General features: G+C 72.4%; 13 protein-coding genes and 1 other RNA gene. 5 read left to right on the forward strand and 9 right to left on the reverse strand.

The features are described 5' to 3' along the window. Nucleotides 1–371: 371 nt before the first annotated feature. Nucleotides 372–2,936 (forward strand): chemotaxis protein CheW, encoded by a 2,565-nt coding sequence (locus H537_RS46120; RefSeq protein ID WP_051243456.1) that lies wholly within the window; start codon nt 372–374, stop codon nt 2,934–2,936. Nucleotides 2,937–2,970: 34 nt separating this feature from the next. Here the strand turns inward: H537_RS46120 and H537_RS49810 are convergent, their stop codons facing one another. Then, complete coding sequence (locus H537_RS49810; protein WP_051243459.1) at nt 2,971–4,692, reverse strand: sensor histidine kinase; 1,722 nt, start codon at nt 4,690–4,692, stop codon at nt 2,971–2,973. Then, nucleotides 4,689–5,921: an ABC transporter substrate-binding protein gene (locus H537_RS0128850; protein WP_029000636.1), complete on the reverse strand. Its 1,233-nt coding sequence runs from the start codon at nt 5,919–5,921 to the stop codon at nt 4,689–4,691. The genes H537_RS49810 and H537_RS0128850 overlap by 4 nt, the downstream gene beginning before the upstream one ends. 104 nt (nt 5,922–6,025) lie before the next feature. On the opposite strand from H537_RS0128850, the gene pyrC reads away from it, so the two are divergent. Both pyrC and H537_RS46130 read left to right on the forward strand, forming a co-directional pair. Beyond that, complete coding sequence (gene pyrC / locus H537_RS0128855; protein WP_043460402.1) at nt 6,026–7,063, forward strand: dihydroorotase; 1,038 nt, start codon at nt 6,026–6,028, stop codon at nt 7,061–7,063. Nucleotides 7,064–7,089: 26 nt separating this feature from the next. Next, nucleotides 7,090–7,896 carry a DUF3025 domain-containing protein gene (locus H537_RS46130; protein ID WP_084151014.1) on the forward strand — a complete coding sequence of 269 codons (807 nt, stop codon included), beginning with the start codon at nt 7,090–7,092 and terminating at the stop codon, nt 7,894–7,896. Here H537_RS46130 and H537_RS46135 read toward each other — a convergent pair. Both H537_RS46135 and cysK read right to left on the reverse strand, forming a co-directional pair. Further along, on the reverse strand, nt 7,809–8,798 hold the full coding sequence (locus H537_RS46135; protein ID WP_156901992.1) for a GGDEF domain-containing protein: 990 nt from the start codon (nt 8,796–8,798) through the stop codon (nt 7,809–7,811). The genes H537_RS46130 and H537_RS46135 overlap by 88 nt on opposite strands. A gap of 91 nt (nt 8,799–8,889) precedes the next feature. Next, nucleotides 8,890–9,807 (reverse strand): cysteine synthase A, encoded by a 918-nt coding sequence (gene cysK / locus H537_RS0128870; RefSeq protein ID WP_029000638.1) that lies wholly within the window; start codon nt 9,805–9,807, stop codon nt 8,890–8,892. A 41-nt stretch (nt 9,808–9,848) separates the two neighbouring features. On the opposite strand from cysK, the gene rnpB reads away from it, so the two are divergent. Then, an RNA gene (rnpB, locus tag H537_RS49815) (RNase P RNA component class A) lies at nt 9,849–10,191 on the forward strand. 137 nt (nt 10,192–10,328) lie between these two features. On the opposite strand, the gene H537_RS0128875 is transcribed toward rnpB, so the two are convergent. The 4 genes from H537_RS0128875 to H537_RS46140 form a co-directional block, all read right to left on the reverse strand. Continuing rightward, the gene (locus H537_RS0128875; RefSeq protein WP_029000639.1) at nt 10,329–11,201 is read right to left on the reverse strand and encodes an NAD(P)H-hydrate dehydratase; all 873 of its coding nucleotides are present in this window, start codon (nt 11,199–11,201) and stop codon (nt 10,329–10,331) included. A gap of 106 nt (nt 11,202–11,307) precedes the next feature. Then, entirely contained in the window at nt 11,308–12,075 is a 768-nt protein-coding gene (locus H537_RS0128880; RefSeq protein ID WP_029000640.1) for a histidine phosphatase family protein, read from the reverse strand. Nucleotides 12,076–12,344: 269 nt separating this feature from the next. Beyond that, the gene (locus H537_RS0128885; RefSeq protein ID WP_029000641.1) at nt 12,345–13,256 is read right to left on the reverse strand and encodes an NAD(P)/FAD-dependent oxidoreductase; all 912 of its coding nucleotides are present in this window, start codon (nt 13,254–13,256) and stop codon (nt 12,345–12,347) included. A gap of 41 nt (nt 13,257–13,297) precedes the next feature. Then, nucleotides 13,298–13,522, reverse strand: coding sequence for a hypothetical protein (locus H537_RS46140; RefSeq protein ID WP_043460405.1), 225 nt, complete (start codon nt 13,520–13,522; stop codon nt 13,298–13,300). Nucleotides 13,523–13,626: 104 nt separating this feature from the next. On the opposite strand from H537_RS46140, the gene H537_RS0128895 reads away from it, so the two are divergent. Then, on the forward strand, nt 13,627–14,631 hold the full coding sequence (locus tag H537_RS0128895; RefSeq protein WP_211235098.1) for an MBL fold metallo-hydrolase: 1,005 nt from the start codon (nt 13,627–13,629) through the stop codon (nt 14,629–14,631). Between the two features lie 60 nt (nt 14,632–14,691). Here the strand turns inward: H537_RS0128895 and H537_RS46145 are convergent, their stop codons facing one another. Then, the gene (locus tag H537_RS46145; protein WP_043460407.1) at nt 14,692–14,970 is read right to left on the reverse strand and encodes a hypothetical protein; all 279 of its coding nucleotides are present in this window, start codon (nt 14,968–14,970) and stop codon (nt 14,692–14,694) included. Nucleotides 14,971–15,248: the final 278 nt, after the last annotated feature.

The raw sequence follows: 15,248 nt of genomic DNA on the forward strand, positions 1-15,248 counted from the left end.
TGCAGCGGCCTGGTGGATGAGGAAATCGGGTGCCGCTGGCCTGTATTTCAGGCGCCGGCGGCCATCGCGCCAAGACGGGACGCTCGGCAGCTAGGCGCAGTCCTAATCAGCCCATGGGGCCCCGATGCCGCGCGGGCCAGGAGCCGCCATGCCGGTTGCCAGTGCAACTTTTTCAGGACTCGTGCGTGCCCGCGGCCAGCTTGAGCGGGAGTGCACGCCTGGATAGCGGAGATGCACCATTGTTGTGCTTGATTCGCCTCAAGCTGGTGCTTTGGCGCGGGTTGTCCCTAGAACGCGCCGGCCATAATTTGTGGCACGCACGTTGCAAAACATATTCAAAGCGTAATTTTTGCCAGGAGCCATTTCAAGTCATGAACATCGACGAATGCCTGCCCCACATGCGCGATGTGGTGACTTGTGAAGCCTCGCTGCGCGACATCAGCCTGATGTGGCGGCTGATCGAAGGCACGGCGCGCATGACCTGTCCGGACGGCACGCAGGGCCTGCTGTCGATGCTGGCGGCCACGCGCGAGGGTTTCGAGTCGCTGGAGCGGGACCTGATCGCCAGCTTCGCGCGGCAGAAGGTGGGCAACCTGATGGTGGAGGCGGGCACGCCGGCGCGGCATGCCATCGATGCGCTGGTGCGCAACCTCTTCGAGCGCACGGCCGACATCGGCTTCCTGGCCACGGACCGGGCGCTGCGCGAGTTCCTGGCCGGCACGGGGATGGACGCGGCGCAGGCTTCGGAGCGGCTGCGCGCCTACCGCGCCAAGTACACGGTCTACGACGCCATCGTGCTGCTGGACGCCGAGGGCCGCGTGATGGCCGCCACCGGCGCCGCCGAGGGCGTGGCGCGCTGCGACGACGCGCTGGTGGCGCGCTCGCTGGAGGCCGACGGCTACGTGGAGACCTTCGGTCCCACCGCGCTGCAGCGCGACGGCTCGCCGGCGCTGGTGTACTCGCAGCGCATGCTGCACCCGCGCACCGGGCAGCCCGCGGGCGTGCTGTGCCTGGTGTTCGCCTTCGCCACCGAGATGGAAGGCATCTTCGCCTCGCGCCACGTGCGCGACGGGCGGTCCAACCTGGTGCTGCTCGATGCCGGCGACCGCATCATCGCCAGCGCCGAGCCCGACTGGATGCCGGCGGGGCTGAAGGTGCCGGTGAACGCGGGCGAGGAGGTGACGCTGCGCATCTGGTGCGGGCGCAAGTACCTGGTGCAGACCTTCGCCGCCGAGGGCTTCCAGGGCTACGCCGGCCCGCCGGGGTGGAAGGCGCAGACCATGGTGCCGCTGGACCTGGCCTTCGACACCTCGGTGGCGGGCGTGCTGGAGGGGCTGGAGGAGTCGGTGGTGGACGGGTTGCTGGCGCACTCGTCGCGCTTCTGCCCGCCGCTGCACGACATCATCGTGGCCGCCGACGCGGTGCGCCGCGTGGTGTGGAACGGTCAGGTGATGGCCCCGGCGCAGCGCCGCGACGAGCGCGCGCTGCGCACGGTGCTGGAGCAGATCACGGACAACGGCTCGCGCAGCGACGCGCTGTTCTCGCGCTCCATCCGCGAGCTGGCCGACACCGCGCTGGCGGCGCGGCTGAGCTCGGCGCGCTTCACCTCGCAGTGGCTGGTGGAGCTGCTGGACCGCAACCTCTACGAGCGCGCCAACGACTGCCGCTGGTGGGCGCTGACGCCCGAGCTCGCCGCCGCGCTGGCTGCGGGCAACGACCGGCTGGCCGCCGACGAGGCCGCGCGCGTGCTCAAGCACATCAACGCGCTCTACACGGTGTACACGCGGCTGGTGGTGTACGACCGCCAGGGCCGCATCATCGCCGCCAGCCACGCGGTGGATGCGCGCGGCACGAGCATGATCGGCCAGCGCATCGAGGCCGACACGCTGGCGGCGGTGATGGCGCTGACGGACCAGCAGCGCTACCACGTCACGCCGCTGCGGCCGAGCCCGCTCTACGAGGGCCGGCCGACCTGGGTCTACCACGCCGCGATCCGCGAGAACGGCGAGGGCCCGGTGCTGGGCGGCATCGGCATCGTGTTCGACACCACGCCGCAGCTCGAAGCCATGCTGCACGGGGCGCTGGCCGGGCAGGACGAGGCCTCGCGCGCGGCCTTCATCGACCGCGAGGGCCGCATCCTGTGCACCACCGATCCCGAGCTGGCGTCGCTGGAGCGGCTGCAGGACCTGCCGCCGGAGCTGCTGAAGCTGCCGCGCGGGCAGGGCGCGGCGCGCATCATGGTGCGCGACGGTCAGTACATCGTGCTGGGCGTGAGCGCCTCGCCCGGCTACCGCGAGTTCAAGCTGTGCGACGGCTACGACGACCAGGTGCTGGCCGTGACGCTGCAGCCGCTGGGGCCGGTGCAGGAAGGCCGCGCTGCGCGGCGGCGTCCGCAGGCGGTGCCCGCCACGCGCCGCACCGATGCGAGCGGCGGCGTCGAGTACGCCACCTTCTGCCTGGGTGAGGAGGTGTTCGCGGTGCGTGCCGACCAGGTGGTGGAGGCGCAGCCCGCGTCGCAGGTGCACCGGCTGCCGGCGGTGGGCAACACGCACCGCGTGGGCATGCTGGCGCTGCGCCGCGACGGGCTGGTGCTGCGCCACGTGTCGGTGTTCGACCTGGACGCGCTGCTGGGCGGGCCGGGCACGGACCTGGCGGCCGGCGGCCAAGTCGTGGTGCTGCGCGCCGACAACTTCGAGCTGGGCCTGCTGGTGAGCGACCTGCACGGGGTGTGGAGCTTTTCGGCCGAGCAGAGCCAGCACGCGCCCTGGACGGGCGACATGCTGCCGCCGCTGGTGACGCAGCTGCTCACGGCCGACGAGGGCCGGCAGCTGATCCAGGTGCTGGACGTGCAGCGCCTGCGCGAGTGGCTCAGCGGCCGTCCGGCGGTGCGGCGGCTGGAGGCGCCGGAGCGGCCGCAGCTGCTGGCGGTGGGTTGACGCCATTGGGGCGGCGTGCTCTTTCCTCCGCCTCTCACGTTTCCTGCGCCGCCACTTCCCGCTCCTCCTCGCCCCCCGGCAGCCGCACCGCGAAGCGGCTGCCCGCGCCGGGCTGGCTGTGCACGTTGATGCTGCCGTGCATGGCTTCCACCAGGCTCTTGGTCAGCGCCAGCCCGATGCCCGTGCCCTCAATGCGGCTGCGCTCGCGCCCCAGGCGGTTGAAGGGCTGGAACAGCTGCGCGAGCTGCGTCTCGTCCATGCCCAGGCCGTCGTCCTCCACCACCAGCTCCACGTCGGCGTTGCCCGCCGGTTGCGCTCGCAGCCGCACCTGGCCGCCGGGGCGGTTGTACTTGATGGCGTTGGACAGCAGGTTCTGCATCACCTGGCGCAGCCGCGTGGCGTCGGCGCGCACGCAGTCGGCCTGCGCCGGCGGCGCCTCCACCCGCACCGTGACCTCCTGGCGTTGCGCCAGCGCGTCCAGGTCGCGCGCGGCGGCGGTCAGCAGCTCGGCCACGTCCACCGTGCCCAGCTGCAGCTCCATGGTGCCGCTCTCGATGCGCGAGATGTCCAGCAGGTCGTTGACCAGCGCCAGCAGGTGCTGGCCCGCGCTGGACACGTGGCCCACCCATTCGCGCTGGCGCGGCTCCAGCGGCGTGAGCCGCGTCAGCAGCTCGGTGAAGCCCAGGATGGCGTTGAGCGGCGTGCGCAGCTCGTGGCTCACGCGGGCCATGAACACCGACTTCTGCCGGTTGGCCGCCTCCGACAGCGCCTGCGCCGCGCGCGCCTGCTCGGCCTCGATCTGGCTGCGGTGCGCCTGCTCCAGCTCGTCGAGCATGGCGTTGATGCGCTGGTTGAGCATGTCGATCTCGCTGGTGCGCGCGCGCGGCAGCCGCACGCTGCGGTCGGCCCAGCGCTCGGTCTGCATGGTGGCGGCGCAGCCGACCAGGTTTTCCAGGTCGCGCGTGAGGCGGCGCGCGAAGAAGCGGCCCGTTCCCGCCGCCAGCACCAGGGCCACCGCCAGCATGCCCAGCACCAGCAGCAGGCCGTCCTCGCGCGGCGGCGGCGCCTGCACCGCGTCGGCCCGCAGGCGCACCCGCAGCTTCAGCGGCAGGAACTGGTCGGCCGAGGGAATGTCCACGGCCGCCCGCGCCGGGTCCGGGGCGGCGCCGGCGACGATCTCGTAGCGCGCATCGGGCACCAGGTCGGCCAGGCGCATGCGCGCCACCAGCGCCCCTTCCGGCGCGGCCGTGCGGGCGTAGCGCACCAGGGTGATGAAGGCCAGCTCGGCCTGCTCGCCCCGGCCGAAGATCGCCACGGCCGCGTCGCCGTGCGCCACCTGCCGGGCCAGCCAGCGCTGCTGCTCGGCGTCGAAGCCGGCTCCGCGCGTGGTGGCGATGGGCTGGCCCTCGAAATCGGCGAACAGCACCGCCACCGGCGTGCGGCCGATCAGGCCCAGCTGCTGCAGGTAGGGCAGCAGGTACAGCTCCTTGCCCGCGCTGTCCACCAGCGCCGTGGCGATGAGGCTGCTGGCGGCGGCCTGCTGCAGGCGTTCCTGCACGGCGCCGAGCCGGTCGGCCACGCGCCGTGCCTGCTCCGACAGCAGCTGCAGCGAGATGTCCTCCTGCGCGCGCACGTGCTGGCGGTGCAGCAGGTAGGCCGCGCCCAGGCCCAGCAGCAGCACCGTGCCCAGCGCCACGAGCACCGCCGCGGCGGTGATGCGGGTGGCCAGGCTGGAGTGCGTGTGCGGGCCCTTCACTTGGCCTTGCGCGGCTGGTCGTCCACGGGCGCGAGGGCGCCGTCCGGGCGGTAGCGCGCCAGCAGCAGGTTGCGCTCGTCCAGCGCCTCGTGCCGGGTGGAGGTGAAGGGTGGGGCGTAGCGCTTGATCAGGCCGTCGTGCTCGCGCAGCCGTTCCAGCGCGTCGCGCACCCGCGCGCGCTCGGCGCTGCCGGCGCGCTCCACGGCCAGTGCCAGGATGTGCATGAGGTCGTAGGCATGGGCCACGCCCACGGGCGCGGCGATCTGCTCCGGGCGCTCGATGCCGTAGCGCGGGCGGGCCGCCTCGGCGAAGCGCCGCCACGCCGCGGGACGGGCCTGGAAGAAGCTGAAGGTCTGGATGACCTGGAAGTCCACCTGCCACAGCGCGGGGCCGGCCTGGCGCACGAAGTCCCCACCCGAGACGCCCCAGTGGCTGAGGATGGGCACGCGCTGCGCGGCGGGCAGCGCCGCCATCTCGCGCACCAGCAGCGCGGCCTCGTCGTCGTTGGCCACCAGCACGATGGCCCGGGCCCCGGCGTCGAGCAGCTGGCGGTAGGGCTCGATCAGCGAGGTGTCGCGAAAGTTGTACCAGGCGGTGCCGACGATGCGCGGCGAGCGGTTGCCCGCGGCGTAGTCCTGCGCCGCCTTACGGTTGCTGCGGCCCCAGCCGGTGTTGGTCAGCAGCAGCCCCACCTCGGAGAGCCCACGCTCGGCGCAGGCGCGCAGCAGCCTGGGCATGGCCAGACTGTCGCGCAGCGACAGCCGGAACACGTAGTTGGGCTGCATGCCGTTGTCCACGATGGCGTCGGCCGAGGACCACGGCGCCATCAGCAGCGTGCGCGTCTCGCGGATGAGGTCCATCTCCTCCAGCACCACGGGGCTGAAGCGCCCGGCGAACACGGCCAGCAGCCCGGGCATGGCGGCGAACTCGCGCAGGTTCTTGATGCCGCGCGCGGCGATGGAGCCGTGGTCGCGCGTGACCACCTCGAAGCGCCGCCCGCCCAGCACGCCGCCGCGGCGCTCGATCTCGTCGATGGCGATGCGGATGCCCATCTCCACCGCCTGCGCCGAGCGGCTGTTCTGCAGGCTGAACTCGCCGTCGATGCCGATGAGGATGGGCGGCGCGCCGTTCGCCGCCGCGGCGACGGCACGGGCCGGCCGCAACCCGGCCGCGGCGCACAGCGGCGCGGCGGCCAGGGCTTGAACGAGTTGGCGGCGTGGGCGGTCCATAGGTTCCGCGAACAATTGTGCATCGCAATACAAGTCCTGGAACCCGGGGCCCGCCGTGGCGGGCCGGCCTGCGATCGTGGGGCCGGGTGCGAAAATCCGCCGCCATGAACGCTCCGCAGTCCCTCACCTTCACCCGCCCCGACGACTGGCACCTGCACGTGCGCGACGGCGCGGCGCTGCAATCGGTCGTGCCGCACACGGCACGCCAGTTCGGCCGGGCCATCGTCATGCCCAACCTGCGCCCGCCCGTGACCACCGCGGCGCAGGCCGTGGCCTACCGCGAGCGCATCCTGGCCGCCGTGCCCGCGGGCGTGGACTTCGAGCCGCTGATGACGCTGTATCTCACCGACCGGCTGCCGCCCGAGGAAATCGCCAAGGCCCGGGAAGCCGGCGTGGTGGCCGTCAAGCTCTACCCGGCCGGCGCCACCACCAACAGCGACGCGGGCGTCACGGACATCAGGCTCACCTACCCGACGCTGGAGGCCATGCAGCGCGAGGGACTGAAGCTGCTGGTGCACGGCGAGGTCACGAACGCCGACATCGACCTCTTCGACCGCGAGGCGGTGTTCATCGACCGCGTGCTCATCCCGCTGCGGCGCGACTTCCCCGAGCTGAAGATCGTCTTCGAGCACATCACCACGCGCGAGGCCGCGCAGTACGTGGCGCAGGCTGACGCCCACACCGCGGCCACCATCACCGCGCACCACCTGCTCTACAACCGCAACGCCATCTTCACCGGCGGCATCCGCCCGCATTACTACTGCCTGCCGGTGCTCAAGCGCGAGGAGCACCGCCAGGCGCTGGTGCAGGCCGCCACTTCGGGCAGCAACAAGTTTTTCCTGGGCACCGACAGCGCCCCGCACGCCGCGCACCTGAAGGAGCACGCCTCGGGCTGCGCCGGCTGCTACACGGCGCTGTCGGCGCTGGAGCTCTACGCCCAGGCCTTCGAGGACGCCGGCGCGCTGGACAAGCTGGAGGGCTTCGCCAGCTTCCACGGCCCGGACTTCTACGGCCTGCCGCGCAACAGCGGCACCGTGACCCTGGTGCGCGAGGACTGGACCCTGCCCGAGACCGTGCCCTTCGGCGACGCGTCGCTCAAGCCGCTGTGCGCGGGCGAGGTGCTGCGCTGGAAGCTGGCCTGAGCGCGCCCCGCCACCTGCGCCTGCCCGTGGCGCGGCTGCCGCTGCGCGAGGCCTTCGCGTCCATCGACTGGACGCGCCCCTGGCTGGCGCCGTACCGGGCACATGGCGAGGCCGCGTGCGCAGCGGTGCTGGGCGGGGCCACGGTGGCGCAGGCGCTCAACGCGCTGGCGGCGCGGCAGCCGCCGCGGCTGGCCGCCGGCACGCTGCATTTCGTGCCCCAGGCCGAGCTGCCCGAAGGGGAGGCTTATGAAAACTTCATCTTCCGTTGCGCGGGCGTGCCCACGCGCGACCACCTGCACGACTTCTTCAACGGCCTGGTGTGGCTCACCGAGCCGGCGCTGAAGCGCCGGCTCAACGAGCTGCATGCGCAGGTGCTGGCCGAGGAGGGCGTGCAGCCGCGGCGCAGCCCGCTGCGCGACGTGCTGACGCTGGCCGACGAGAGCGGTGCGCTGCTGGAGGCACCGCCCGATGCCGTGGAACTGCTGCGCCGGCGCCGCTGGCACGAGCTGCTGGTGGAGCAGCGCGCGCGCTGGCTGCCGGGTGGCGACATCCGGCTGCGGCTGATCGGCCACGCGCTGATGGAGCAGCTGGTGCTGCCCTACAAGGGCATCACCGCCCACGTCTGGCCCGGCGGCTCGGCCGCGGCGCTGGCACCGGGGCCGCAGGCGCTGCAGCCGCGGCCCTTCCTGCCGCTGCCGGTGCTGGGCGTGCCCGGCTGGTGGGCGGCCAACGCCGAAGGCGCCTTCTACGACGACGCGGCGGTGTTCAGGCCGCTGCCGTCGGCGGTGCCGGCGGGCTCGGAGCGGTTGCGTCCCAGCAGCTTGGCGCGGTAGAGCGCGCGGTCGGCGCGCGTGAGCACGCTGTCCATGCTGTCGCCGGGCAGCGCCTGCGCCACGCCGGCGGAGAAGGTGAAGCCCAGCTCGCCCAGCGGCGCCAGGTGCAGCGGCTGCAGGCCGCGGCGCAGCCGCTGCGTCACCTCCAGCGCCGTGTCCTGGCGCGCCCCGGGCGTGAGCAGCAGGAATTCCTCGCCGCCGATGCGGCCGAAGAGGTCGCCCTGGCGCAGCGAGGTGCGCATCTGGGCGGCGAAGTCGCGCAGCACGGCGTCGCCCACGTCATGGCCGTGGTCGTCGTTGACGCGCTTGAAGTGGTCCAGGTCGATCAGCGCCACGCTGCAGGGCTTGCCCATCGCCTCGCAGCGCGCCAGCGCCACGGCGCCGTATTCGAAGACGTGGCGCCGGTTGGGGCCGGCGGTGAGCAGGTCCGTGCGGGCGTCGGTCTCGGCCTGCGCCTGGGCCTGGCGCAGGAGCAGCTCGCCGTGCTTGAGCGAAGTGATGTCGCTGGCCACGCACAGCATCCAGCCGTCGGGCAGCAGGGTCTCGGTCATGCGCAGCCAGCGGCCGTCGAGGGTGTCGGTCTCGAAGGCGCGGTAGGGTTGGCTGCGCCGGCGCGGCAGGACGTCGCGCAGGAAAGCCTCGACGTCGCCGCAGGCGATGCGCACCCCGATGCCGCGGCGGAAGTTGTCGCGCAGCAGCTCGGCGAAGGGCAGCGGCAGCGGCAGCTCCCGCACGAAGCTGCGCGCGTAGGCGCTGTTGCACCAGCGCAACTCATCCCGCGGGTCGTACAGCGCCGCCAGCAGCTCGCTGGCCGACAGCGCCTGCAGCAGCGTGCCGGCCACGGTGGGCGGGAAGGCGCCGCCCCCGGCAGCGCGCGAGCGGGTGGGTCTTTTCTTCTTCAAGGGCGGCGGCGCGCTGGCGCGCGCACCGGCCGGGTCGGCACGCGAGCCCGCACGTAATGCAGGTCGGTGCCATTAGCTTACTAACTTTCCGTTACTCGGTCGGCAGGAAGCCTTCGATGGAGAGGTAGCGCTCGCCGGTGTCGTAGTTGAAGCCCAGGACGCGGCTGCCCGCGCCCAGCTCGGGGAGCTTCTGCGCGATGGCGCTGAGCGTGGCGCCGCTGGAGATGCCCACCAGGATGCCTTCCTCGCGCGCGCAGCGGCGCGCCATCTCGCGCGCGGCCTCGGCCTCGACCTGGATCACGCCGTCGAGCAGCTCGGTCTTGAGGTTGGTCGGGATGAAGCCGGCGCCGATGCCCTGGATCGGGTGCGGTGCGGGCTGGCCGCCGCTGATCACGGGCGAGGCGCTGGGCTCCACCGCGAACACCTTGAGCTTGGGCCAGGCGGCCTTGAGCACCTGGGCGCAGCCGCTGATGTGGCCGCCGGTGCCCACGCCGGTGATGAGCGCGTCCAGACCTTCGGGGAAGTCCTCCAGGATCTCCTGCGCCGTGGTGCGCACGTGCACGTCGATGTTGGCCGGGTTGTCGAACTGCTGCGGCATCCAGCTGCCGGGCTTGGCGGCAATGAGCTCCTGGGCGCGGGCGATGGCGCCCTTCATGCCCTTCTCGCGCGGCGTGAGCTCGAACTTGGCGCCGTAGGCCAGCATCAGGCGGCGGCGCTCGATGCTCATGCTGTCGGGCATCACGAGGATGAGCTCGTAACCTTTGACCGCGGCCACCATCGCCAGCCCGATGCCGGTGTTGCCCGAGGTGGGCTCGACGATGGTGCCGCCGGGCTTGAGCTGGCCCGAGGCCTCGGCCGCTTCCACCATGGCCAGCGCGATGCGGTCCTTGACGGAGCCACCGGGGTTGCTGCGCTCGGACTTGATCCACACCTCCGCGGCGCCGAAGAGGCGCTGCATGCGGATGTGCGGGGTGCGGCCGATGGTGTCGAGGATGGTGTTGGCTTTCACGAAAGGGGTCTCCGTCTGAAGGCGGCGATAATGTCGGTTGTGAAGCAGGCTAGGCCGCCGCTGGTGCACCACGCCGCAAGGCGGCACTGGAGGAAGGTCCGGACTGCACAGGGCAGCGTAGCAGCTAACGGCTGTCCACCGCGAGGTGAGGATCAGAGCAACAGAGACGAGTCCGCGAGCGGCGACGCCCGCGGGGTGAAACGGGCAATCTCTACGCGCAGCAACACCAAATAGGCCGGCGATGATGTGGCTCCGCGGAGCCGGCGGGTAGGTGGCATTGAGCCGTGCGAGCGATCCACGGCCCAGAGGAATGGCGGCCACGGCCGCGGCGCCCGCAAGGGCGTTGCGGACGCACAGAATCCGGCCCATCGGCCTGCTTCACAACACACACCAGGGGTTCGCCGGCATCGCGTCCGGCGGGCTCGCCGAGGGCGGTGCGCACGGGTGCGCAAGCCCCTACGACTGCCTTCTCTTCGGCCGGCTCAACGGCGTGCGAGGCGCGGCGCCATGGGCTTCGGGCTTCAGGTGCCCGTATCCATCAGGTGCGGAATCTCCGCCGCCAGCTCCCGCGCCAGGAAGCCCAGCCCGCCCATGCGCGCCGCGAGCTGCTCGCCCGCGCGCGCGTGCAGCGCCACGCCCCACACCGCGGCCTGCTCCAGCGGCGTGCCGCGCGCGATCAGCCCGGCGATCAGGCCGGCCAGGATGTCGCCCGAGCCCGAGGTCGCCAGGCCGGGGTTGCCGCCCTCGTGGCGCCACAGCCGGCCGTCGGGCGCGGCGACGTGCGTGGTCGAGCCCTTGAGCACCACCACCGCGTGCCAGCGCTGCGCGGCGTCCAGCGCGCAGCGCGCGGGATCGGCCTGCACCTCCTCCTTGGCGCTGCCGCACAGCTGCGCCATCTCGCCCGCGTGCGGCGTGATCAGCAGCCCGCCCTCGCGCTGCGGCACGTGCGGCGCGGCGCACAGGCCCAGCGCGTCCAGCAGCAGCGGCACCGCCGGCGGCAAGTGCTGCAGCAAGGTCTGCACGAACATCGGCGCGGCGGCCTCGTCCTGCAGCCCCGGGCCCACCAGCAGCGCGTTGGCGCGGGGGGCCAGCGGCTTGAGCAGCAGCGCGCCGGCGGCGTCCACGCCGCCGCCGGCGGTTTCGGGCAGGCCGACCACGCGCGCCTCGGGCAGCGCCATGGCCATGGCCAGTGCCATGCGCTGCACCGTGGCCACGGTGAGCTTGCCGGCGCCGGCGCGCAGGGCCGCCGTGCCCGCCAGCAGCACCGCGCCCGGGATCTCGGCGCTGCCGCCCACCACCAGCGTGCGGCCGCGCTCCTCCTTGTCGCTGTGCGCCCCGGGCTTGGCCAGGGGCCAGCCGCGCAGCAGGTCGTCGTCAACGGGAATCGGGTCCATGCAGCCTCCTCTGGAGTCGTTGTGGCTCAGGGCTCACTTCGCAAAACGCGGCAAGAAAGGGACCGGCAGCGGCGGCTGCCGGCTGCCGCGCCCGATGCACCCGGGTTCAGGACTTGGGTGCGGCCGGCACGTCGGGCTCGGCCGTGACCGGCGCGCCGGCCTGGCGCAGCGGCGAGACGAAGTTGAGCTGGCGCAGCACGAGGCGGCCGTTCTTGCCCAGCGCGGGGTCGAAGGCGTAGCTGGTGAGGCCGCAGTTGGGCACGTCGGCCTGGCGGTCCGTCTCCAGGATCTGCTCCTCGTCCATGCGCTCCAGCAAGTAGCGCAGGCAGTTGACCACCACCTGGTGCGCCACGATCAGCACGCGCTCGCCCCGGTACTCGCGCACCACCGTCTCCAGCAGGCTGCGCAGGCGCAGGATCACGTCGCACCAGCTCTCGCCGCCGGGCGGGCGGAAGTAGAACTTGCCGACATGGCGGCGCTGCTCGCTGAGCTCCGGGTACTTGAGCTGGATGCCGTGGCGGGTGAGGCGGTCCAGCAGCCCGAACTCCTTCTCGCGCAGCCGCTCGTCCACCACCCAGTTCACGTCCTCGCACTCGATGCCCGCAGCCTCCAGCACCAGCTGTGCCGTCTGGCGCGTCCGCACGTAGGGCGAGCACAGCACGACGTTGGGCCGTTCCTCGGCCGGCAGCGCGCCGAACCAGTCTCCCAGCGCCTGTGCTTGCTGGCGGCCGAGGTCCGACAGCGGCACGTCCACGTCGCGCTCGGCGATGTCGATCAGCGGCAGCCCGGCGGCTTCGGCATGGTCGCGCGCCACGTTGCCGGCGCTCTGGCCGTGGCGAACGATCCACAGCAGGTCAGGCCATTTCTGTTCCAAGGCAGTTCCCGGACGGTTCAAGACTTCGGTTGAGGACGGTTGCGCCGTACCGCCGCAAGGTGGCCGGGCATGGTTGTGATTGGTGTCAGGGCCAAGCCGGACGGGCGGAGGGAGCGCGGGGCGAGACGGCGGGCGACGTCCGGCAGCGTCGGGCCCTCGCTGGTCGATGCTCGAAGCAGGGCCTGGGCCGCTCGGCTGGGCGCAGCGCGCCTGTCACGGCTTGGCAGAGCGTTTCGGCAACCACCGTGCCCAGGCCGTGCCAGCAGCGTTCAGCCCGGCAGGCCCAGCGCCCGGTGCATGGCCGCGGCGGCGATGGCGGCGCCGCCGGCGGCCACCGTGATCTGGTTCAGGCTCTGCGCCACGTCGCCCGCTGCGTACAGGCCCTCGATGCTGGTGCGCTGGTGGCTGTCGGTGAGCAGGTAGCCATCGTCGTCGTGCGCCGCGCCCAGCGCGGTGGCGAGCTGCGAATGCACGCGCAGGCCCAGCGCGCCGTAGAGGGCGTCGCAGTCGTCGGCGCCGTCCTCATGCTCGACGCGCACGCCCGCGCCCTCGCGCAGGCGCAAGGCGCGCACCGGCGCGGGCTGCAGGGCGACGCCGGCGGCGGCCAGGCGCTGGCGGTCCTCCTCGCTGACCTCCACGCGCTGCGTGAAGTAGAGCGTGACGCGGTCGCTGAAGTGGCGCAGGTACAGCGCCTCGCGCACGCCGGCGCAGCGGTCGGTGAGCACGCCCACGTGGCAGCCGATGACCTCGAAGCCGTCGCACACCGGGCAGTAGCGCAGCGCGCCGTCGCGCAGCGCCTGTGCCAGCTGCGGCATCGCGGGCGCGTTGTCGCTCACGCCCGTGGCCAGCAGCACGCTGCGGCAGCGCAGGGGCTCGCGGCCGTCGTCGAAGTGCACGGCGAAGCCGCCCTCGATGCGCTGCAGCCGCTGCACGCACGCCTTCTCCACCTGCGCGCCGTAGAGGTGCGCCTGGGCGCGCATGGCGGCGATCAGCTCCGCGCCGACCACGCCCTCCGGGTAGCCGGGCATGTTGTGGCTGCGCGGGATCTTCGCGGCGCGGCTGAAGCCGGCATCGAGCACCGTCACGCTGCGCTTGAAGCGCGCCAGGTAGATTGCGCCGGTCAGGCCGGCCGGGCCGCCGCCGACGACGGCCGCCTCGCAATCGAAGGGATTAGCGGCCATCGCGGGCACTGGCGTGGGGTGGGGCGAAGGGCGGCGCTGTCTCAGGCGCCGCCGATGCCCACGTTGACCTTGCCGCTGCCGCCGCAGTCCGGGCAGGCGCTGGCGCCGAGCTGGCCGCTGCCGCCGCAGCGCGGGCAGACGTCCTCGCCGGTGCCGGGCGTGCCGGGAGGCGCCTGGTCGCCCGGGTTCATGGGCGTGCGGCTGGGATCGGCGGCGGCATCGCGGCCGTCGGCGGGTTGGTCGCTGCTGGGGGGAACGGCACTCATGGCAAGTCTCCTCAAGGGTCCCTCAAGAGGGGTCAAAGGGTCAGGCAACGTCGGCAAGCCTCGTTCCCCGCCCCGGACAGGAATGGGCCTTGCCGGCAGCGCCCATGGAACTGCGCATGCACGAGGCCGAGGTCGGACCGCGGCGCCGGTGGCTGCTGATGGCGGCGGGGCTGGCCTGCCTGGGGCCCGGCGCCGCGCCGCTGCGCGCCCAGGAGCGGCAGGAGGTGCCGCCGACGCTGAAGCTGCCGCTGGTGGCCGGGAGCGGCGCCGCGGCGTCCGCGCCGGGCGAGGGTGGCGTGCCCGGCGGCTCGGTGCACTTCATCGGCACGGCCACCGTGGTGCTGCGGCTGGGTCCCTTCACGCTGCTGACCGATCCCAACTTCCTGCACCGCGGCGAGCATGCGCAGCTGGGCTACGGCATCAGCTCGCCGCGGCTGACCGAGCCGGCTCTCGGCATCGAGCAGCTGCCGCCGCTGGACGCGGTGCTGCTGTCGCACTACCACGGCGACCATTTCGACCAGGTGGCCGAGCAGAAGCTCGACAAGCTGCTGCCCATCATCAGTACGCCACACGCGGTGCGGCAGCTGGCCGAGCGGGGATTCCGGTCGCTGCACGCGCTGGCCACCTGGCAGGCAATCGAGTTGGAGAAGGGCGCGGCGCGGCTGCGCGTGACGGCGCTGCCGGCGCGGCACGGTCCGCCGGTGCTGCACGCGGCGCTGCCGCAGACCATGGGCAGCCTCGTGGAGCTGCTGGCGCCGGGCGGCACGCCGGCGTGGCGCATCTACATCAGCGGGGATACGCTCATCCACGACGCGCTGGCGGAAATCCCGCGCCGCTTTCCCGACATCGACCTGGCGCTGCTTCACCTGGGCGGCACGCGGCTGTTCGGCATCCTGCTGACCATGGACGCGGAGCAGGGCGTGCAGGCGCTGCGGCTGATCCAGCCGAGGCGGGCCATCCCGATCCACAACGACGACTACCCGGTGTTCAAGTCTTCGCTGGAGGAATTCCTAGCGGCGGCACGCGCGGCGGGGCTGCAGGACCGGGTGCAGGTGCTGCACCCGGGCGAGCGTTTCAATTTCACACTGCCCGCCGAGCGCTGGCGCTGAAAAGCGCTGTCGCGGCGACGACAATCGCCGCCTTCCGGGCCGGGGCCCGGCGCTGCCGGTTCAGCGCTTGTCCGGGGCCTGCGGGTCCTGCTGCGGGCTCTCCTGCTCCGGCGGGCAGGCGCCGGGCTGCAGCGTCCAGTCGTGGCTGTCCTTGCTGGTGGAGATCTTCTTGTCGGCGTTCATCGCGGCGCTGGGCGAGATCGGGTCGCTGGCCGGGAAGGTCTCGTCCACCGCCTCGTCGAGCAACTCCTGGTAGGTGGGCACCTTCTCCTCGGGCTGCTGGGCCTGGCCCTCAAGGCGCTTGGCTTCCTGCTGGCGGCTGTGGGCGTCGGTCGTCATGGTGATCCTCCTGCGCGTGGCATCCAGCCTGGAGGGCGGCAAGCCCTGTTCCTGAAGGCGGGGAAATTCGGCCGGGATTTATTTCTCGTGCCTTGCGCGCGCCCAAAACCATGAGCCCATCTCACCATTCACTTTCAGTGGGGGGCGCAAGTCCTTATTTCTGCAGCACTTTTTTACTCTCAAACGGGATTCAATTCCACGTCTAACTTGTTGATTTCATTGAATTTTTTGCGCCGGAAAAGTTGACCCGGGTGTGCCACTCCGGTACAGTGGAGAAA

Origin of the sequence: Azohydromonas australica DSM 1124, from assembly GCF_000430725.1 — a bacterium.
Taxonomy (GTDB): Bacteria; Pseudomonadota; Gammaproteobacteria; order Burkholderiales; family Burkholderiaceae_C; genus Azohydromonas; species Azohydromonas australica.